Consider the following 21,647-nt stretch of genomic DNA (forward strand, 5'->3'; position numbering starts at 1 on the left):
GCGCTGAACCTTAATGAAACATCTATTTAAACTTTTACTCGGGTCCGTACCCTTTTTCTTTCAGCAGGCTGCTGCACAGCAGCTGCTTGCCCGGCCCCTGAGAACTGATGCTGTGATCGCCGTTATTACTGATGAAGAAGTAGCGGCATCACCATCTTTCCGGCAGTATTGCCAGATGCTGGAATCCAAAGAAGCGCTGGGTGTGTATGCGGTGGCCGCTCAATGGAAAGACCCTGATCAGGTTCGTAATACGTTGATGGATATCCGAAAAATTTATCCGGGTCTTGAAGGCATGGTGCTGATCGGTAATGTGCCCGTGGCCATGATCCGCAATGCACAGCATATGACTACTGCCTTCAAAATGGATGAGATCAAATTCGATCGTAAACAATCTTCTGTTGCCAGTGATCGCTTCTATGATGATGTAGACCTGAAGTTCAGGGCCATCGGGCAGGACGATAAGAACCCGCTCTGGTTCTATTATGAGCTGGATGAGTCATCGCTGCAATCCATTCGTTCTGACCTGTATTCCGGCAGGATCATGAGCCATGCCTCCGGCGCCACACGTGTGCAGGAGATCAGCCGTTTCCTGGATAAGGCCGTGGCCGCGCGCAACACGAAGAACCCGCTGGATCAGATGCTGGCTTTTACCGGCGGGGCTTACAACTCGGAAAGTATCACTTCCTGGATGCATGAGCAATACGCCTTACAGGAATCATTGCCCCCTGTATTCAGGAATGCGAAGGGCTATCGCGCTTTGCATTTTTCTATGGATCAGAAAATGAAATACAGGTTGTTCAGCGAGATACAGCGACCGGGTCTCGATCTCACCATTTTTACCGAACATGGGGACATCGAAAAACAATACATCAATAATCCTCCTTCCGGAGACGATATGGATTTTTCCGTATCCTTCATTCAGCAATACCTCCGCAGTTCATTGCGAAGAGCGGCTCAGAAAGGACAGGATTCAGAACAGGCTGTAACGGCCATGATCAAAAAATACGGAGTACCCCGGGAATGGTTTGAAGGCGCTTTCGATAATGATTCGCTCCGAATTGCTGATTCCATTTTTGCAGCTTCCGGAAATATTTACAGCAGCGAGCTCGCCAATGTGAAACCAGCAAGCAGGATCGTAATCTTCAATGCCTGCTATAACGGTTCTTTTCATCATCCTGATAATATCTCCGCAGCTTATCTTTTCGGTGATGGACAAACGCTGGTGACGCACGGTAATACCACCAATGTGCTGCAGGACAAATGGACTATCGAACATATCGGCCTCCTGGGGCGAGGCGCCAGGGCAGGTCAGTGGAGCAGGATCATCAATACTCTTGAATCATCACTGAATGGCGATCCTACTTACCATTTCGATCATGCGCAATCCGCATCCATCAATAAAATGCTGTCAGCTACACAATCGAAGGAATACTGGAAAAAACAGCTGGCGCAAAAAGATATCGTATGGCAAATGGTGGCCATGAGAAGATTATTCGAAGCAAACGCCAAAGAATATGCGCCGGTTTTACGGAAGATATACGATACAGCTTCCAGCCGCAACATGAGAATGGAAGCCCTTCGCCTGCTCAGTCTGACCGGTGACGCTAACTACCTGGCTGTAGCCGGAGATGCCCTGAATGATCCTTATGAACTGGTCCGCCGCAAATCCGCCGAATGGATCGCCAAAGCCGGACATGATCAATTCATTCCGCAACTGCTGGACCTGCTCATCGCTTTCCCTGATGATGCCAGGACCAACTGGACTGCCAGTCGCGCGCTCTCAGTTCTTAACAGCGACGAACTGCTCAAACAGATCGAAGCAAAGAAAGCTGCTTTCAGTTTTGAATACAATAACCAGGAACTGTATGAAGAGCTGCAGAAACTGGCTGCCAGCGGCAAACGCGATGCTGCTGAAACACTGAATGGTATCCTTAATAAGAATACAACAGAACAGGCGAGGATCCAGAAAGTAAGGTTACTGCGCAATATGTACTATCATCAGTTGATCCCTCAATTGCTGCCGGTAATGGCCGATGCAACAGAGCCTGTAGAACTGAGAAAAAATATTGTCGAAGCGCTTGGCTGGTTTTCCAATTCATATAATAAAGGCCTGATCATCGATGCCTGCAGGAAGCTTAGCGCATCCAATGATACGCCGGAAATACTGAAGGCGGAAGCCATTCAGACCATCGGTCGTTTACAGTCCTGGATTTTGCCCTGATGAAAATAAAACAGAACAAAAAATGATGAGTAAAAGAATTTCCATCCCTGTACTGAGTGCATGTTTTGCACTTGGAACAATCAATGCTGAAGCCCAGCAGATCGAAAAGCCTGGCATTGCAACCCCTACCAGCTTTGCCATTGTGATTGATGCTGTAACTTACGGCAGTGTAAAGAACGAGATCGCCGCCTACAAAAAAGCAGTGGAAAAAGATGGCCTTGGAACTTATATCGTTTCCCATAACTGGTCAAAGCCTGATGAGATCAGAACAGTGCTGCAGAAACTGTATGCACAATCGCCCAAACTGGAAGGTGCTGTGCTGGTAGGCGATATCCCTGTTCCCATGATCCGCGATGCGCAGCATATGACCTCTGCATTCAAAATGGACCAGCGAAGGAACTGGAAATCATCCAGCGTTCCGTCAGACCGTTACTATGATGATTTTGATCTGCAATTCAATTTTTTAAAACAGGATTCTGCACAAAAGAACCTATTCTATTATGCGCTCAGCCCTACTTCTCCTCAGCGTATCGAAATGGATATTTACACTGCACGGATCAAACCACCGGTACAGAAGGGTGAAAATGCAGTAGAAAAGATCCGCGCCTACCTCAATAAAGTAGTGGCCGAAAAAAGCAAGACCAATCCATTGAACGATTTCTTTGTGTATACGGGTCATGGTTATAATTCAGAATCGCTCAATGCCTGGGCAGGAGAGCAGATCTCATTGCGCGAACAATTCCCTGATCTTTTCAAACCCGGCAATACAATCAAGTTCATGAACTTCAGAATGGACACGCATATGAAGTTCACGCTGATGAACGAGATCCAGCGCGAAGAACTGGATATGGCCATCTTCCATGATCATGGTTCCGATGATGTGCAGTTGCTGAGCGGTTATCCTTATGTGAGCAATCCCCAGCCAAGTATCGAGAATATCAGAAGATACCTGCGCAGTAAAGTGCGGGCAGCAGCGGAAAGGAAAGGTGGAGATGTGGAAAAAACGAAAAAAGGATTTACGGAAAGCCTCGGAGTGCCGATGGCCTGGATGGAAGATGCGTTTATTGATTCGGTGAAGATCGCTGATTCCATTTTTGATGCGAGTACCGATTTCGCCATTCCTGATATCCGCAATGTACAACCGAATGCCAGGTTCGTGATGGTGGATGCATGCCTTACCGGCTCATTGCATCTCGACGATTACATGGCGGGTTATTATCCATTCAACAATGGTAAAACCATCGTGGCGCTAGCCAATAGCGTAGGTGTGCTGCAGGACCTTTGGCCGGACGAAATGCTGGGACTTTTGCAATACAATGTAAGGACCGGCAACTGGATGAAACATGTTGCTTACCTGGAAACACATTTGTTTGGAGATCCAACCTTCCGCTTCGCTGGCAACAAATCCACAGATTTCAATAAGGCAATTGTGCTGCAAAGGAATAATGCTGCTTACTGGGAAACATTATTGAATCATTCTTCTGCAGACGTTCAGTGCCTGGCTATGGAAAAGATCTTCCGTATCAAAGGTGTTGCTGCAGCGGCAATGCTGCGCAATAAATACTTTCAGTCAAATTATGGAGTAGTCCGAATGGAAGCCCTGAAATGTCTGGCGCAGATCAATAACGCCGACTTCAAAGCCGTACTGCTCGCCAGCTGTAACGATCCTTATGAGTTCGTGCGCCGCCAGGCAGCCTACCTGATTAGTGATATTGGCAGCGAAGAGATGATAGTACCTGCAGTTGAATTGTATATCAATGATGGCCACTCGAAACGCGTTGCAGGCAAAGCAAAAGATGCATTGGATTTCATGGATACTAAAAAAGTGAAAGAACTGCTGCCTTCCATCTATGCAAAACATACACACCTTCATAATGGGAAAGAAGAACTGGAATACCTGCTGAAACAACAGGATTATACTGCCTTCAAGATCGACCGCGATATGAAAGTGGTGATGGACAAATCCAAACCCGTGAAAGAAAGACTGGCCGAGATCACCATTTTCAGGAACTATAATTATCATACAGAAGTGCCGAAGCTCATCAGCCTTGCGGTTGATCCCACTGAAGACCTGAGCATCAGGACCACCGTAGTGGAAGCATTGGGCTGGTTCTTCCATTCTTACCAGAAAGAGAAAATTGTATCGATGTGCAATGAATTGATAGCTGGCAGCGGTACTCCTGAAACCCTGAAATTACAGGCGGAAAAAACACGCAGGATCCTGAAAGAGCACAACCTGAGCATGAAATAATAGAAAAAATGTAATGGCTTTATCAATGGCAGGCAATGAAACGGGAGCATCCAGGCGGATGCTCCCGTTCTTATTTATGTTCGATGATAAGTTACCTGCCAAGCCTGTAATTCACCCCGAAATGGAGGCTGAGCACTCTTGTGCCTGCATTCATTTGTACATAACCGGTAGTATTCAGATGAGACAGGTGAATGGTTTGAGAAAAATAAGCAGGATGCAGCCTGTTGCCGGATTGATAGCTTCTCAGCGTATGCAGGTTCATGATATAAGCGGCCTTATAACCGAGGAGCCAGCTCTTGCCAACATCGCCAAGGATCTCTGTATTCAATCCCCAGGTAAAATAGTGATCTCTTTTATCTACATACCTTACGGCGGAGTCCGGAAGTTTATTCCTGAATTTATAATAATCACCAAATTCCTGTTGATAAGATAATTCTGCGCCCAATACGCGCCATTCTCCTTTCCTGAAAGGACTCACCACATTGATGCCCCCGGTTCCACCAACCGCGCCGAAGAAATGATCGCCTTGTTTGAAATAAGGAGAAGTCTGCAGATCCCCATCTATATCCTTGTTATAATTGACACGATACTGACCTACAGTAGCATTCAAGCCATAATAGCCCTGGAAATTGCCAAAGTTGTGGCTCCTGAACAAGCTGGCATTGCCACCAAAATAAGTGTCCCTCAACCTGTGATTGGCAAAACCCGGGAAAAAATTACCCCCGATATAAGTTGCAGAGCCGATACTGTCCGAATGCATCGGGATGGTTTTGTAGGAAGAATTATTGCTGTGCATCGGACTTTGAAAATAGGATTCTGAAACGCAGCCCGTGAGGAATAGACAAAATAAACAAAGCAGGGTAAAGGAATTTCGCATGGCAGGGTTTTAGCAGTGGACAAAGCCTTCAGTGTTTTCGTTGCATACATTGAAGGTTTGTTGAATTTGATTTCTCCGCAATATTATTATAGTTATCTGCTAAACGGAACAGTTATTTGTAAATAATAAACGGCAGTTACTTGTTCAATTCTTTTTTGCCCAGTCCGGAGGTATGTGTTGCATCGGTTTTGATTGCCACTTCTGTTGGCTTAACCCTGATGCCGGAACATTTACTCCATTCGCGGGTGAACTCTGCGCCGAACAACAGGAGCAGCCCTGAATAGGATACCCAGAGCATTATAAGGATCACACTTCCTGCTGCACCATAGGTGGTGCCGGGATTACTGGTGCCGAAATATAATCCCAATGCGAATTTCGCAATCACAAAAAGTAATGAAGTAAGAAGAGCGCCAGGCATTACGGCCTTCCAGCTGATCTTTATATCCGGCATGTATTTGAACATGGCGGCAAAAAGAAAAGTAATGATGGTAATGGAAAAAGCTACATCCAGCACTTTGAAGATAACGAGAAAGGACTCCGATAAATAACTCGCTACCCAGGAGCTCAGCACATTGAGCAGAGTGGATAACAATAATGATACTAGCAACATGAAGCCCATCACCAGAACCAATCCGAATGAAAAGAGACGGTCGCGGATCAGCTTCAGGAACTTCCCTTGCGGTTTTGGTTTGATCTCCCAGATATTATTGAAGATCTGCTGCACATTCACAAACACGCCAGTGGCGCCAAAGAGGAGAGTGGCAATACCCAGAACCGATGCGATCCAGGTATCCTTTGTTTGACTGGCCATAGCCACCACATTCTGGATATATTGCGCTGCATCGTGTCCGATCAGTCCGCCTAATTCTGTGGTCAATTGATTGGTCACCGCTTCACGGCCCAGAAAATAACCGGCCACATTGATGATCACTACCAGTAATCCGGGAAGAGAGAAGATAGTATAATAAGATAAAACAGCACTGCTGGCAAAAGGCATACGACTGTCCCACGCCTTGTATGTGTTCTTCAGACAACCTGGTAATTTACGTAAGGTATCTTTAAGCCCCATATGAATGATGATGATTCAGGCAATGGGGTTAAAAAATAATACCGCCGGGAAGGATGGGGAGGATGGTACCCAATGTCAATAGGCCTTGCTATTGTCAGGCTTGCCTTCCTTGGTGAATACCAGCTTGAGGTCCTGTGGCTGACCATCCAGTTCTACCTGGTAATAAACATGGCCGCTTCTGGCGATCCTTTCCACATCGTCTATTCTGTAATTGGGATATTGCTGGCGGATGGCCTGCTTTACTGCGGCGGGGAGCTGCGACTGCGGGATGTCCTTTTTATATACGATGAGTTTGCCATTGCTTTCGAAGAGGGCCTTATGGTCTGCTCTTTTCACATTGAATTCAGCCTCATATTGACTGCCTTTCTTTTCCCATTCCACTTTGGAGGTCTGGGGGAAATAACTGGTGAAGCTTTTTGTAACAGCCGTTGGTACTTGTGCAGCCGGTATGTCCTGGCTGAAGGAGGGGAGAGAAAACAACAAGGACAGGATGAACAGCATTGCGGTTTTCATAACTATGGTTTTATACTATACAATATACGTTTTTTAAGGGAGAGGTGAAGATGGGAAAGGGAAAGCCCTTTATAATATATATGTATACCAGGGAAATAGAAGAATTTTGAGAATAAATGCATTTTATTTGTTGGAATGAATGAAATACTGTTATCTTTGCAACCCGTTAAAAAACAGGGAGTTCTTTAAATGATTGGAAAGATGGAGACCGGAAAGAAAATCGGATTTATTTTAAAATAAATTTGGTGTGAATATTCAGACGGCCTACCTTCGCAACCCATTTAAAAACAAGCAGTTCTTTGTAGTTTTCAAGGTTGACCCGCAGCAGGGAAGATGAAAAAAAGTGAAAGAAAAATTTGGTGAGTAATTGAAAAGCATCTACCTTTGCAACCCGTTCAAAATCAAAGCAATAGAAATGATGGAACGGTGAAGGGAAAGAAAAAAAGAGGTAAAAATTTGGAGAAAGATTTGGAGAAGAGAGATTGGCCTCATACCTTTGCAACCCATTCAGAAACAGCAAGTTCTTTCAAATATTGTTTAGGTGAAAATGAGATGAGAATCGAAAAAAAACCTAAGGAAATATTTGGTAAGTATACGATGGTCACTTACCTTTGCACCCCGCTCGAAAGAGTGGCGGTTTGAAAAGGAAAAGTAAGGCCGAAAGATCTTTGAAAGTTTGGAAGCAGCAGCACATAATGTAACAGTTATGGTAAGTAACAAAAGCGTAATTTAATTAACGAACACAACGTTGAATTTTCTTTAGAGAATTTAGCTAAGTGATCAAAACTCATTTACAATGGAGAGTTTGATCCTGGCTCAGGATGAACGCTAGCGGCAGGCTTAATACATGCAAGTCGAGGGGCATCGCAGGTAGCAATACTGGGCGGCGACCGGCAAACGGGTGCGGAACACGTACGCAACCTTCCTTTAAGTGTGGGATAGCCCAGGGAAACTTGGATTAATACCACGTAATATAATTGAGTGGCATCACTTAATTATTATAGCTCCGGCGCTTAAAGATGGGCGTGCGCCTGATTAGGTAGTTGGCGGGGTAACGGCCCACCAAGCCTTCGATCAGTAACTGGTGTGAGAGCACGACCAGTCACACGGGCACTGAGACACGGGCCCGACTCCTACGGGAGGCAGCAGTAAGGAATATTGGTCAATGGACGCAAGTCTGAACCAGCCATGCCGCGTGGAGGATGAAGGTCCTCTGGATTGTAAACTTCTTTTTTCTGGGAAGAAACCTGGCTTTTCTTGGTCAGCTGACGGTACCAGAAGAATAAGCACCGGCTAACTCCGTGCCAGCAGCCGCGGTAATACGGAGGGTGCAAGCGTTATCCGGATTCACTGGGTTTAAAGGGTGCGTAGGTGGGCTGATAAGTCAGTGGTGAAATCCCCGAGCTTAACTTGGGAACTGCCATTGATACTATCGGTCTTGAATATCGTGTAGGTAAGCGGAATATGTCATGTAGCGGTGAAATGCTTAGATATGACATAGAACACCAATTGCGAAGGCAGCTTACTTTACGATCATTGACACTGAGGCACGAAAGCGTGGGGAGCAAACAGGATTAGATACCCTGGTAGTCCACGCCCTAAACTATGGATACTCGACATCAGCGATACACTGTTGGTGTCTGAGCGAAAGCATTAAGTATCCCACCTGGGAAGTACGACCGCAAGGTTGAAACTCAAAGGAATTGGCGGGGGTCCGCACAAGCGGTGGAGCATGTGGTTTAATTCGATGATACGCGAGGAACCTTACCTGGGCTAGAATGCAGTCTGACCGTGGGTGAAAGCTCATTTTGTAGCAATACACAGATTGTAAGGTGCTGCATGGCCGTCGTCAGCTCGTGCCGTGAGGTGTTGGGTTAAGTCCCGCAACGAGCGCAACCCCCATCATTAGTTGCCATCAGGTAAAGCTGGGAACTCTAATGAAACTGCCGTCGTAAGACGCGAGGAAGGAGGGGATGATGTCAGGTCATCATGGCCTTTATGCCCAGGGCTACACACGTGCTACAATGGGGGAGACAAAGGGCTGCCACTTGGCAACAAGGCGCTAATCCCAAAAACTCCCTCTCAGTTCGGATCGCAGTCTGCAACTCGACTGCGTGAAGCTGGAATCGCTAGTAATCGTATATCAGCAATGATACGGTGAATACGTTCCCGGACCTTGCACACACCGCCCGTCAAGCCATGGAAGCCGGGTGTACCTAAAGTCGGTAACCGCAAGGAGCCGCCTAGGGTAAAACTGGTGACTGGGGCTAAGTCGTAACAAGGTAGCCGTATCGGAAGGTGCGGCTGGAATACCTCCTTTTTAGAGAAGCTTGGTTCTTTTTAGTTGTTGCTTTCAAATTCTTTCAATTTTCAGATGAGTTCTTTACAGATTTTCTTTATTAGTTACCCGATCAAAAGGGGCTACTACAGATCCGTAGCTCAGCCTGGTTAGAGCACTACACTGATAATGTAGGGGTCACCAGTTCAAATCTGGTCGGGTCTACCACAAGCTGCGAGAGACTGGGCGAGAGCGCACAAAAGCTCGGGGCAACCACCTCAAGGCATCAACTCCTGGGGGATTAGCTCAGCTGGCTAGAGCACCTGCCTTGCACGCAGGGGGTCAACGGTTCGAATCCGTTATCCTCCACAAAAAGTTCTTTCAAACTGTGATGTTGACGTTCAAAAGTGAATGGTCTAGTGGTTCGTAACCGACACATCAACTTCGTTTATTGTTTGCCGTGAGGCAGGCAATCAAACAAAGCTCTTTGACATATTGGGAAAATAATTGTTATTCTAACAAGTATAAATGTTGTAAGAAACGAGTAATAAGTATAATAACTCTTTTAAAGCACTTAAGGGCGTATGGTGGATGCCTTGGCTCTCAGAGACGAAGAAGGACGTGGTAAGCTGCGATAAGCTGCGGGGAGCTGCACACAAGCATTAGATCCGCAGATTTCCGAATGGGACAACCCGGTATACTGAAGGTATATCATTCCGCAAGGAAAGTCAACCTCCTGAACTGAAACATCTAAGTAGGGAGAGGAAAAGAAAACAAACGTGATTCCCTGAGTAGTGGCGAGCGAAAAGGGAACAGCCCAAACCGGTGTAGCGTGCTGCACCGGGGTTGTAGGACCGCATTTAGAAACCAATTTCAAGCTGAACCCTCTGGAAAGTGGGACCATAGCAGGTGATAGTCCTGTAGGCATAAATAATTGGGGACGAGCGGTATCCTGAGTAAGGCGGGACCGGAGGAATCCTGCCTGAATCTGCCGGCACCATCCGGTAAGGCTAAATACTCCTGAGAGACCGATAGTGAACCAGTACCGTAAGGGAAAGGTGAAAAGCACCCTAAACAAGGGAGTGAAATAGTACCTGAAACCGTACGCCTACAAGCGGTCGGAGCCTGGCAACGGGTGACGGCGTGCCTTTTGCATAATGAGCCTACGAGTTACTCCTCACTGGCGAGGTTAAGTTCTTCAGTAACGGAGCCGTAGCGAAAGCGAGTCCGAACAGGGCGACTAGTCAGTGGGGGTAGACGCGAAACTTTGTGATCTATCCATGGGCAGGTTGAAGGTGTGGTAACACACACTGGAGGACCGAACTCATTAGCGTTGAAAAGCTATGGGATGACCTGTGGATAGGGGTGAAAGGCCAATCAAACTGAGAGATAGCTCGTTCTCCCCGAAATGTTTTTAGGAACAGCCTCGGATATAGACATTTACTAGAGGTAGAGCTACTGATTGGGCTAGGGGGCTTCACCGCCTACCAAACCCTGACAAACTCCGAATGCTAGTAAATATCTCCGGGAGTGAGGCTGCGGGTGCTAAGATCCGTGGCCGAGAGGGAAATAACCCAGATTAGCAGCTAAGGTCCCTAAGCGTATGTTAAGTTGATCAAACGAGGTGGGACTTCTATAACAGCCAGGATGTTGGCTTGGAAGCAGCCATTCATTTAAAGAGTGCGTAACAGCTCACTGGTCGAGAGGTCCTGCACGGAAAATAATCGGGCATCAAACATACCACCGAAGCTCTAAGATGCCATCTAGGATGGTATTCGGTAGGGGAGCATTCTGAACAGCGTCGAAGGTGTACGGCGACGTATGCTGGAGCGTTCAGAAAAGAAAATGTAGGCATAAGTAGCGATAAAAGTAGTGAAAAACTACTTCACCGTAAGACTAAGGGTTCCTGATCAACGTTAATCGGATCAGGGTTAGTCGGGTCCTTAGGCAAACCCGAAAGGGGCAGCTGATGGAAAACTGGTTAATATTCCAGTACCCACTCTAGTTTCGATGGGGTGACGCAGTAGTGAAAGACCCGCGGGGCAACGGATGTTCCCGTTAAAGCGTGTAGTTATATTCTGTCCAGGTAAATCCGGACGGGATGGCGAACGTGATAGTACACTGAGTCTTCGGACAAAGTGATAGTGGTCCTAATCAAACTGCCGAGAAAAACCTCTAAGGCATGGCTAGAGCGGCCCGTACCGCAAACCGACACAGGTAGTCGAGGCGAATAGCCTAAGGTGCTCGGGTGAGCCGCGGAGAAGGAACTAGGCAAATTGACGCTGTAACTTCGGGATAAAGCGTACCACAGTGATGTGGTCTCAGTAAAATGGTTCAACCAACTGTTTAACAAAAACACAGGGCCCTGCAAAATCGTAAGATGACGTATAGAGCCTGATACCTGCCCGGTGCTGGAAGGTTAAGGAAGGATGTTCGGCGCAAGCCAAAGCTTCTGACTGAAGCCCCAGTAAACGGCGGCCGTAACTATAACGGTCCTAAGGTAGCGAAATTCCTTGTCGGGTAAGTTCCGACCTGCACGAATGGTCTAATGAGTTGAACACTGTCTCCTCCGCGAGCCCGGCGAAATTGTAGTATCGGTGAAGATGCCGGTTACCCGTCACGGGACGGAAAGACCCCGTGAACCTTCACTACAACTTTGCATTGATTTTGAGCAAACAATGTGTAGAATAGTTGGGACGCTTTGAAGCGGTGCCGCCAGGTGCCGTGGAGCGGTCGTTGAAATACCAACCTTTGTTTGCTTAGAGTCTAATCCCTGACGGGAAACAGTGCATGGTGGGTAGTTTGACTGGGGTGGTCGCCTCCTAAAAAGTAACGGAGGCTTGCAAAGGTTCCCTCAGTACGGTTGGTAATCGTACGCAGAGCGCATTAGTATAAGGGAGCTTGACTGTGAGACAGACACGTCGAGCAGGGTCGAAAGACGGCTAAAGTGATCCGGTGGTTCTGCATGGAAGGGCCATCGCTCAAAGGATAAAAGGTACTCCGGGGATAACAGGCTGATCTCCCCCAAGAGCTCATATCGACGGGGAGGTTTGGCACCTCGATGTCGGTTCGTCACATCCTGGGGCTGGAGAAGGTCCCAAGGGTTCGGCTGTTCGCCGATTAAAGTGGCACGTGAACTGGGTTCAGAACGTCGCAAGACAGTTCGGTCCCTATCTGTGATGGGCGTTAGAATATTGAGTGGACATGACCTTAGTACGAGAGGACCGGGTCGTACGGACCGCTGGTGTATCTGTTGTGCCGCCAGGTGCAGTGCAGAGTAGCTACGTCCGGCCAGGATAAACGCTGAAAGCATCTAAGCGTGAAACCTTCCACGAGATGAGTATTCTTTTAAGGGTCGTCAGAGACGATGACGTTGATAGGCTACAGATGTAAAAGTGGTAACACTAAAGTCGAGTAGTACTAATTACCCGTACGCTTTAATTTTTTAACAAATTTCGATAGAATTTATTGTTAGGTATACTGCTACCGTTTTTTACAACATTCCCAATATGTAATTTATTAAGATCATAAGATCAACCTTCTTATGGTGGTTATACCAAGGGTGTTCACCTCTTCCCATCCCGAACAGAGAAGTTAAGCCCCTTATGGCCGATGGTACTGCACAACAATGCGGGAGAGTAGGTAGCTGCCATATTTATTAGCCAAAAGCCTTGCAATCTGTTTTGCAAGGCTTTTGACGTTTAAAGACTAACCAATTCTCTTCCGTTTTTCCTATTTTTGATTCTCCTATCCTTTAACTGATTCTGGACAGCCCCCGGAATAAAGAAAAGCCAATCTTTCACCGGCTTCTTCATCGCTTAAACCATTATTATGCGCCTTGCGTTTTCGGCTGTCCATCAAAACATAATTCGCGTCTCCACTTTATTGATTTTTCTCTTGTGTACTGCTACCAGTACCTATTCGCAATTGTTAAAAATATACCCACAGGCTCAGCAACAAGAGGAAATAAAGGGGATCAGCTTCTATTCCGCAACAGAAGGATATGTTGCATTCAACAGTAAAATTGGATTTACTTCGGATGGCGGACAAAATTTCGTTGTAAGACAGATCAACGGAAAGATCAACTACAATAATTATCCTGCTAACGACCTCCTGCTTTTTCAATCGGAGGGAATTTTTGCTTTCGACAATATGAACCTGCTGGTATATGGAACTTTGGGAGTAGCCAACGCTATCCTTTCTTCATCTGATAATGGCCTTACTTACACTCTTGTTGATTATAGATTGGATAACAGCTTGACTTTTGGGATGCTTAAGGATATGCAATTCAAAGGCAATACCGGATTTGTCATAGACGCTGATCATATTTTCAGAACAACAGATAAAGGACAAACCTGGTCCGTACTGCGTAACGATCCTGAGAGCTACTTTTCATCCCTCAGCTTTGTAGATGCCAGCAATGTTTTTATCAGTAGTGGAAATAAGATACTTCATTCCGGCAATGCCGGCAATACCTGGCAAACAATCACTCTTACACAACCGCTTCAAGCCGGGTTCTTCCTTAACTCACTGGAAGGATGGTTCAGCACCGGAGGAGAAAATGAAAACGCTCCGGCTATTTTTCACACTTCTGATGCCGGGAATAACTGGACACGCGTTACAAACGAAGGCCTGCAATTTATCCCTTTGCACTTACAGTTTACGAATAGTCAAACAGGTTATGCTTATGATCACAACCGGTGGGATCTTTACAAAACCACTGATGGAGGAAGGTATTGGGAGAAACTCATTTTAACCGGTTTCCAGTCCAGGGCAGAACATGTGACGGGCTTTCATCTTTTCAATAATAATCATCTCTGGGCCGGCACCAGCGATGGGCTCTTTTACAGTAACCAGGGCGGAGGACAATCATTGCCTCATGCTGCGTTCAAAATAGATACAGCGGGCTATACAGCCACTGCTTCCGTGAAACTCATCAATTACTCAAATCCCGCTTATGTTGTAAACTGGTACCGGAACGGCATTCATTTCAGTACCGCACAACAACCTTCATACTCCAGAGGAAATTATCCGGTAAAAGACACCATCACTTTGATCGTTTCAAATAAAGTGGCAAAGGATACGCTTACGCTTTATCAGGAATTCAATCCTCCGGTAGAACTGGGATCCTTTACGCCGGGATCCGGAGCGCTCGGGCATGAAGTCATTCTAAGAGGAAAGAATTTCAAGGATGTGTTGTCGGTTTCTTTTGGTGGGCAGCCTGCCCTCTCGTTCTCGGTTCTCTCTGATATTGAGATCCGTGCAACAGTAGGTGAAGGCGCTTCCGGAGATGTAAAGGTGGTTACACTCAATGGAGGAGCAGCTTCATTACCTGGTTTTCTCTTTTTACCTCCTCCTATATTCATATCATTTTCTCCATTGTCTGATATTGCCGGTAATACTATTACGATAACCGGATCCAATTTTCTGGAAGTGCAATCGGTCTGGATCGGTGGCACCAGGGCTGTTTCTTTCACAGTGGTGAATAGCAGCACCATCCTCGCGAAGATACCTTCCGGTAAATCAGGAATAGTGAAAGTAGTTACAAAAGCAGGAACCGTTGAGCTACCCGGCTTTGTGGCAAAGCCTTCCTTCTTTTCGTTTTCCCCTGACCGTGATACAGAAGCTGGCTGGTTGAAGATCCGTGGCTCTTCGCTTTCAGAGGTAAACAGTATTCAGGTTGGAGGAGTGGCTGTACAAAGTTTCAGCATTATCAACGCAGACAGTATCGTAGCACTGGTAGGAAAAGGCGCCAGTGGAATGGTGACGCTTACTGCACCGGGTGGTACAGCATCATTACCTGGATTTACTTTCCTGGAACCGCCGGTGATTACCAGTATTAGTCCTGTTGATGGACCTGTAGGCAGCATTGTTACCATATCAGGTTTACGATTCGATCCTGTTACTACCAACAATACGGTTTTCTTTGGTGCTGTAAAAGCAGTTGTAAAAACATCTTCTCCTACATCACTCACTGTAGAAGTGCCTGCAGGCGCATCGTTTCAGCCACTATCCGTTCAGGCAAGAGGACTCACTGCCTGGTCATCACAGCCTTTCAGAGTAACTTATACCGGAGGTGCATATCCTGCTCCCAATTCTTTCATCAGGCAGGCAATAGGCGCCGGAGAAATAAGTTTTGTTGCTCAATACCTGGCCTATGATATGGATACTGATGGCAAACCCGATTTGGCGCTGATCACCAGCGGAGCTAACGGAGGGGGACTTGCTTTTTTCAGGAATAACAGCACTTCTACCCAGTTCAATTTTGCCGCTCCGATACTGAAACTCTTAGGCGAAGTCAATGCAATGACAGCTGCTGATATCAATGGCGATGGAAAACCGGATATGGCAATATTAATGGGAGATGGCAGAATGCTGTTGTTCCCGAACAATTCAACACCCGGTAATATCAATTTCGGCGAACCTGTAATCTATAACAATATCAGTGCAGCCAATAGAATATTTATTAATGACATTGATAACGATGGCAAACCTGATATCATCACTGCTCTAAATGGAAAGTTGATCGTGCTCAGGAATATTAGCGAACCAGGAATGATGACTTTCGACATGCCACAGGTATTACCTTATACTGACAAGTATTATTTAGCTGATATGGATCTGGATGGTGATCTTGATTTGCTGGCAAGCGATGAGAATAATCAAGGCAACCTTTATCTGAACGAAAGCACACCAGGTAAAATCGAATTTCGGAAAGGAGCTTCAATTCCCATTTTTGCGCATATACAATCCTGTGATATCAACCGTGATGGAAAAATCGATATAATTGGAGTGTACGATAACAAGATATTGATAATGCTTAACAGCAGCACCACTGCTAATCCTTCCTTTAGTGCTCCGTTGGAAATAGAGACATCTACCGAAATTACTACAATTGCACTCGGCGATTTGGATGGAGATGGAAAAACAGATATCTGCATTACCAATAGAAATAGCCATCTTACTTCATTTCACAACCGAAGCCAGGGCAATCAACTGGCATTTTCGGGTGGAGTTATTCTGCAGCCAGGCGCTGATCTATACCGCGATAGTTTCGGCATTGGTATTAATGACCTCAATGGAGATGGGAAGCCTGATATTTTTATCCGTGGTGAAGACGAGAAGCAATTGCTTATTTATTTGAACGATTGTTCACCCCGGCCATACATTGGAAGCTTCGATCCGGCAAATGCTGTAGCAGGAACGCTTGTTACGATAAAGGGATCGCATTTTACCGGCATTACAAAAGTTAGTTTCGGTGGAGCCGATGCAACTTCATTCAATATTATTAGTGACTCGCTGCTTACTGCAGTTGTAAGCCCTGAAGCCTCAACCGGTGATGTTGCTGTTACCAATGCGCATGGTATTGATAACAGGCCTGGTTTTATCTATGGAATTGTTCCTGGGATTAACCAGATCAATCCGGCCCAAGCTCCGGCAGGAGCCGTTGTAACGATTACCGGTACCGGTTTTGGGAATAACAAAAATGATAATTTAGTACTTTTTGGTGGCGCAAAGGCCGAGGTACTGAGTGCATCTTCTACTCAACTGTCTGTAGTTGTACCAACCGGCGCTGCACCTGGTCCCGTAACAGTAACTGCCAACAGGCTTACCGGTTCTTCTTCACAGCATTTCATCGTTACCTTTCCCGGTGATACCAGCAAATTGCGGGAGACTTCTTTTGAAAAGGGGAACTACCTCTATTCCAAATTCACCAGTATTGCGGATATTGATAATGATGGTAAACAAGACCTGGTGCTTATTGCAGAATCCGGAAATCTTCAGGTTGCAAGAAATACTGGGGTCCCGGGGCATATCGAATTTGCATCACCTGTTGCAATCCAGGGGAACGCGGGTATTGCTTCGGCAACCGGCGACCTGGATGGAGATGGAAAAATGGATGTGGTTGTTCTGAATCAAAACCTGCAAAGTTTCAGCTATTACAGGAATACCAGTACTGTTACTGCAATCTCTTTTGCATCATCGGGAATGGTTTCTTTTATTGCACAAAGCGCTCCCAACAACCATATTCGTGTTCATGATATCGATGGTGATGGAAGGCCTGACGTGATGGTTACAAATTCGGCTACCCATAGCCTTTATTATTTCAAAAACCTTAGCGATAATTCCGGAATCAAATTTGCACCTCTATTTGTGCTAAGAATGGCAAACCCGAAAGATGTAAGGATTGCAGATTTCAACAATGATGGAAAACCGGAAATATTAGTTGGATCCGCGGAATCAGGTGGTGTTTTCTATTATGCATATGTATACAACCATATTCCAGGATCTTCAGTCACTGCCTTTGAAGCTCTAAGGATCGACAGGGGTTACAACAGGAACTTCGCAACTGCAGATTTGAACGGCGACGGTAAACTCGACCTGATAAGCAGTACTGAATTGAGCAATCTTGTTCTTTACAGGAATGAGAGCGATCTGCAATCAGTCAGCTTCGACCCTGGTACGATGAAACATTTGAGTAATGTGGTTTACTCAGTGTCAGCAGGCGATCTGAATGGAGATGGAAGGCCGGATATTGTTGCCGGTCTGCAAAATTACCTGGTGTTCCTGAAAAACCAGAGCAACCTGGAAACGCTGCAATTTGATACTACCTACCAGGAATATTATTCATTTGGTCAGGCCTCCGTTTTACATGCTGATCTCGATGGAGATGGTGTGCTTGATCTTGCCGTTGCGAGCAGCAATACTGTTACACCTCTACGCAACGGTTTAGCGGATATAACGCTTATGCATATCTGCAAGTCCAGGGACACGGTACTGAGCGCAGGCATTGAAGGCAGTAATTATCAATGGCAGTGGGATATCGGAAATGGTTTTGAGAATATGCAATACGGAACTGCTATTTCAGGTATCAATGAGGCTTCCCTAAGGTTGAAGCAAGTACCTGTTGAATGGAATAATTATCTTGTCAGATGTATGGTTGATGGAAAACCAGGCAGAAGTTTCAGACTGTTGGTTAATGGAATTGTTGTTACTCCTGCAGTAAGTATCAGCCTGCCAACTGATAATATTTGCTCCGGAGCCACCATTGGCGCTAATGCGGTGGTCACTCATGGTGGTGATAATCCCTCATTCAACTGGACGCTGAACGGCAGGGACCTGGGACCCGGCCCGGGAATGATTACGGCCGGACCGCTTACCGCCGACGCTACTATACGGGTGGTTCTCACCAGTAGTGAGGCTTGTGTTACAAATGCAAAAGCAGAAAACGAGGTAATTGTAAAAGTGAAACAACCCAGCTCCCCGGTTGTTATCATAACTCCATCGAAAGAAAAGATCTGTAAAGGCGAGACTGTCACTTATACAGCAACGGTAGGTCAGGGGCTTACCCCTGTTTCTTACCAATGGAAAAAGAATGGGCAGAATGCAGGGCTTAACCAGTCAACATACTCCGATAACGCCATCAGATCCGATGATGAAATTTCTGTGAATGTATTGGTGCACCCGGTTTGTGGCGGAGGAAGCGAAGCTTTCGCTGTTGCAGGAAAGATCGAAGTGAAAGATCCGCTGGAACCTTCCGCTACAATCAGGTACAGTACCCCTGATGCAGTTGTTCGTGTTTACAATGCTTCAGTGGTGGTCACCAATGCCAGCCGGGTACATTCATACCAGTGGTACGACAGCACCAGGCAACATGGCTGGCAGCCTTTACCGGGGGCTAACAGTATCACATTTGCATACACTCCGCTTACCTCGGGCGACAAACTGAAATGTATCGTGAACCTTACACCCAACTGTGGTGATGTGAAGGTCGATATCGAAACTGAAGCGATAGGTTTTCAGTTGCTGGAGCAGGTCAGGCTTTCTCCCAACCCTGTGAAAGGGATCCTGTACATCGATGAGATCAATCCGAATGATGAATGGAAAAAACTGGAGATCATCAACCTTTCAACCGGCGCCAAAGTGATGGAAATGGATCCTTCCGGAAAGCGCGCTTTGAGCTTGTCCGTTGCACATCTGGTACCCGGCCATTATTCTGTGGTACTTCGTGGACAATTGAGACCTGCAGTCCATATTCGTTTTCTTAAACTCTGATCTAATACAGATCTATTTAACGTATAGCGGCCGGATCCCGGCCGCTTTTTTTGAATCAAACAACGGATAATCGAAAAAATGCCGGCCACCCCCTGGCACAATTTTAATACGGCTGCCTGTATCAACCAATCGGCCTGTTATGCCTTCCAATCCACAACCATTTTATTTTCGCCTAACCATGGTGCTCCTGATGCTGGTGCTGATCTCGGCTATCATTTACCTGGGGCAGGACCTGGTAGTGCCATTATCACTTGCTACCCTGATCGCCATTCTTCTCATCCCCGTTTGCCAGTGGCTCCAGAAAAAGGGAATTCCAAAAGTGCCTGCCATTCTCATAGCCTTATTGATTACAGTGATATTTATAGGCGGCGTCATCTGGTTCCTTTCTTCTCAGGTGGCTTCTTTTCTTCAGGATTCCGACCAGATCAAAAAAGGGATCGATGCACATTTGAATAATTTTCAGAACTGGGTCCGTCAGCAATTCAAATTGTCGCCGGCTGAACAGCAGGACCTGCTGCAGCAGGCAGGCAATTCGCTAAAAGATTCCGGCAAGTCCGCATTGGGAGGGACCGTTGCTTCTTTAAAGAATATGCTTGTGCTGATCACACTTTTACCGATTTACACTTTTCTATTATTATATTATCGTAGCCTGATCAGACAATTCCTTATCGATGTATTCAGTAATGCTCCCAAAAAACGGGTGGCAGAGATTATCGGAGAATCCAGAATAGTAGTGCAGGCATATATGTTCGGGCTCATCATCGAGATGATCATCGTGGCAGTTCTCAGCGCCGTTGGTTTCTTGCTCATCGGTATCAAATACGCTATTTTCCTGGCGGTATTCTGTGCAGTGTTTAACCTGCTTCCTTACGTAGGCATGTTGATCGCTTCCATTTTATGCGTACTCATCACGCTCACCACTTCACAGCAGTTCAGTGATATTATCTGGTTGATGGTAGTTGTATTGCTGGTGCAGTTCATCGATAATAATATTATCATGCCGCGTATTGTTGGCTCCAAAGTAAAGTTGAATGCGCTGATGACCATTATCGGGGTAGTGATTGGAGGACTGCTCTGCGGCATAGCAGGCATGTTTATTTCCATTCCGGCCATCGCAATACTGAAGATCATATTCGACAGGGTAGAAGGTCTGCAGCCCTGGGGACGCTTATTGGGTGATGAAGAAAACACGCATTCGAAGAACAAGCGCCTGCTGCAAAACAAGAAACCTGCATGAGATTGAGAAGTTCCGTGATTTCATTTATACCGGTTTCGGGTAAACGAAGATTGGCGATCTAATGCTGACCAATATAGAATACAAAAACTGTAAAAGGGGAAAAATGATATCAACTCTTTACCCTGAAAGACCAGGTAAATTTGAATTCCGCCACTTTCTCCCCGGCTTCATTCAACCCTTCTGACAAAGCTGTAAAGGTTTGAGGCGTTCCCGTGTTGATTGCACTGGCAACTGCTTCCTGCATCGCCTCTCCGTCTTCACAGGTAAACCAGGTTCTGCCGGTTGCTTTCTTGAAATATTCCGATTCCATTTTTACGATCAGCATACTCACCGCTTGCTTCCGCTTATAGATCAGGCTCATGGCCAGTGCTCCGGTACTGAGCTCCGCCGCCATAGCCAGACAGGCAAAATAAGTGCTACGGAACGGGTTCTGCGTGCCCCATCGGTAAGGAACGGACACTTTGCAATGGCGGTTGCTCATCTCACGTATACGAACACCTGAAAAGAAGGCTGCAGGCAGTTTCATCAAAAGAAAAAGACGAAGCTTGAATGGATGATTGGCCAGTCTGATGAATTCAGGCGATGGAGTTACCGGCATATCAGGAATGGTTTGATTTTATACTAAATATAAAACTATCCGGGGAATCCATCACTCCGCCACTATTTCCATATGGATCAGGGGAAACGGCTTACCGCTTCCATCCAGCTCAGAGTATCCGGTTTGGACAAAGCCCATTTTTTTATAGAACGCTACAGCCTGCTCATTGGCTTCGTTCACGTCCACTTTTGTAACCCCCAGTTTATTGACTGCATGTTGCACCAGCATCTTCCCTAATCCGCTTCCCCTCAATTCCGGCTCAACGAATAACATTTCCAGTTTTCCATCTGAAATTCCCATGAATGCCTCGATCCTGCCTGCATGATCGCGGATGCAGCCAAGTTCAACAGCGTCCAGGTAATTGTTCAGGATCAACGGACGGAAATACCTGATATTCTCCTCCGTCAGGAAATGATGGGTAGCACGGACAGAACGCTCCCATAAATCCGTCACAGCTTCATACTCAGATTTCAAAACAGGTGTAATAGATTTCATAGGGAAAAGATAGCACAAAAAGTCCTCCGGATAAACCGGAACACTTCGTTCT

General features: G+C 46.2%; 10 protein-coding genes, 2 tRNA genes and 3 rRNA genes. 10 read left to right on the forward strand and 5 right to left on the reverse strand.

The window, feature by feature from the left end; all coding sequences use genetic code 11:
- Window positions 1-13: 13 nt before the first annotated feature.
- Both FSB84_RS14320 and FSB84_RS14325 read left to right on the forward strand, forming a co-directional pair.
- Window positions 14-2,221, forward strand: coding sequence for a HEAT repeat domain-containing protein (locus FSB84_RS14320; RefSeq protein WP_130544273.1), 2,208 nt, complete (start codon window positions 14-16; stop codon window positions 2,219-2,221).
- A 22-nt stretch (window positions 2,222-2,243) separates the two neighbouring features.
- Entirely contained in the window at window positions 2,244-4,472 is a 2,229-nt protein-coding gene (locus FSB84_RS14325) for a HEAT repeat domain-containing protein (protein WP_130544272.1), read from the forward strand.
- A gap of 91 nt (window positions 4,473-4,563) precedes the next feature.
- Here FSB84_RS14325 and FSB84_RS14330 read toward each other — a convergent pair whose 3' ends face one another.
- The 3 genes from FSB84_RS14330 to FSB84_RS14340 form a co-directional block, all read right to left on the reverse strand.
- Window positions 4,564-5,268, reverse strand: a complete 705-nt coding sequence (locus FSB84_RS14330; protein ID WP_130544271.1) for a hypothetical protein — start codon at window positions 5,266-5,268, stop codon at window positions 4,564-4,566.
- Between the two features lie 217 nt (window positions 5,269-5,485).
- On the reverse strand, window positions 5,486-6,418 hold the full coding sequence (locus tag FSB84_RS14335) for a YihY/virulence factor BrkB family protein (RefSeq protein ID WP_130544270.1): 933 nt from the start codon (window positions 6,416-6,418) through the stop codon (window positions 5,486-5,488).
- Window positions 6,419-6,493: 75 nt separating this feature from the next.
- Entirely contained in the window at window positions 6,494-6,931 is a 438-nt protein-coding gene (locus FSB84_RS14340) for a PepSY-like domain-containing protein (RefSeq protein ID WP_130544269.1), read from the reverse strand.
- 384 nt (window positions 6,932-7,315) lie between these two features.
- Between FSB84_RS14340 and FSB84_RS14345 the strand changes: the two genes are divergently transcribed.
- The 8 genes from FSB84_RS14345 to FSB84_RS14380 all read left to right on the forward strand — a co-directional run bounded on the left by FSB84_RS14345 (window position 7,316) and on the right by FSB84_RS14380 (window position 20,502).
- The gene (locus FSB84_RS14345) at window positions 7,316-7,573 is read left to right on the forward strand and encodes a hypothetical protein (protein ID WP_147122175.1); all 258 of its coding nucleotides are present in this window, start codon (window positions 7,316-7,318) and stop codon (window positions 7,571-7,573) included.
- Between the two features lie 151 nt (window positions 7,574-7,724).
- Window positions 7,725-9,251 (forward strand): 16S ribosomal RNA (locus tag FSB84_RS14350).
- Between the two features lie 108 nt (window positions 9,252-9,359).
- A tRNA-Ile gene (locus FSB84_RS14355) sits at window positions 9,360-9,437 on the forward strand.
- Window positions 9,438-9,504: 67 nt separating this feature from the next.
- Window positions 9,505-9,578, forward strand: a tRNA-Ala gene (locus FSB84_RS14360).
- A 195-nt stretch (window positions 9,579-9,773) separates the two neighbouring features.
- Window positions 9,774-12,653 (forward strand): 23S ribosomal RNA (locus FSB84_RS14365).
- Between the two features lie 99 nt (window positions 12,654-12,752).
- Window positions 12,753-12,864, forward strand: a 5S ribosomal RNA gene (rrf, locus tag FSB84_RS14370).
- Together the 16S, 23S and 5S rRNA genes with 2 tRNA genes alongside form the textbook arrangement of a ribosomal RNA operon.
- A gap of 272 nt (window positions 12,865-13,136) precedes the next feature.
- Window positions 13,137-19,265 (forward strand): FG-GAP-like repeat-containing protein, encoded by a 6,129-nt coding sequence (locus FSB84_RS14375; protein ID WP_158643898.1) that lies wholly within the window; start codon window positions 13,137-13,139, stop codon window positions 19,263-19,265.
- 139 nt (window positions 19,266-19,404) lie between these two features.
- Window positions 19,405-20,502, forward strand: coding sequence for an AI-2E family transporter (locus tag FSB84_RS14380; RefSeq protein ID WP_130538642.1), 1,098 nt, complete (start codon window positions 19,405-19,407; stop codon window positions 20,500-20,502).
- Window positions 20,503-20,611: 109 nt separating this feature from the next.
- Here the strand turns inward: FSB84_RS14380 and FSB84_RS14385 are convergent, their stop codons facing one another.
- Both FSB84_RS14385 and FSB84_RS14390 read right to left on the reverse strand, forming a co-directional pair.
- On the reverse strand, window positions 20,612-21,100 hold the full coding sequence (locus FSB84_RS14385; RefSeq protein ID WP_130538643.1) for a DUF4442 domain-containing protein: 489 nt from the start codon (window positions 21,098-21,100) through the stop codon (window positions 20,612-20,614).
- A gap of 51 nt (window positions 21,101-21,151) precedes the next feature.
- Window positions 21,152-21,595: a GNAT family N-acetyltransferase gene (locus tag FSB84_RS14390; RefSeq protein WP_130538644.1), complete on the reverse strand. Its 444-nt coding sequence runs from the start codon at window positions 21,593-21,595 to the stop codon at window positions 21,152-21,154.
- Window positions 21,596-21,647 lie beyond the last annotated feature (52 nt).

It is taken from the genome of Pseudobacter ginsenosidimutans (assembly GCF_007970185.1).
GTDB lineage: Bacteria > Bacteroidota > Bacteroidia > Chitinophagales > Chitinophagaceae > Pseudobacter > Pseudobacter ginsenosidimutans.

What these genes read in the sequence shown, in the direction of transcription:
- FSB84_RS14320 (WP_130544273.1), top strand. Translation starts at nt 14, where the DNA reads ATGAAACATCTATTTAAACTTTTACTCGGGTCCGTACCCTTTTTCTTT.
- FSB84_RS14325 (WP_130544272.1), top strand. Translation starts at nt 2,244, where the DNA reads ATGATGAGTAAAAGAATTTCCATCCCTGTACTGAGTGCATGTTTTGCA.
- FSB84_RS14330 (WP_130544271.1), bottom strand. Translation starts at nt 5,268, where the DNA reads ATGCACAGCAATAATTCTTCCTACAAAACCATCCCGATGCATTCGGAC.
- FSB84_RS14335 (WP_130544270.1), bottom strand. Translation starts at nt 6,418, where the DNA reads ATGGGGCTTAAAGATACCTTACGTAAATTACCAGGTTGTCTGAAGAAC.
- FSB84_RS14340 (WP_130544269.1), bottom strand. Translation starts at nt 6,931, where the DNA reads ATGAAAACCGCAATGCTGTTCATCCTGTCCTTGTTGTTTTCTCTCCCC.
- FSB84_RS14380 (WP_130538642.1), top strand. Translation starts at nt 19,405, where the DNA reads ATGCCTTCCAATCCACAACCATTTTATTTTCGCCTAACCATGGTGCTC.
- FSB84_RS14385 (WP_130538643.1), bottom strand. Translation starts at nt 21,100, where the DNA reads ATGCCGGTAACTCCATCGCCTGAATTCATCAGACTGGCCAATCATCCA.
- FSB84_RS14390 (WP_130538644.1), bottom strand. Translation starts at nt 21,595, where the DNA reads ATGAAATCTATTACACCTGTTTTGAAATCTGAGTATGAAGCTGTGACG.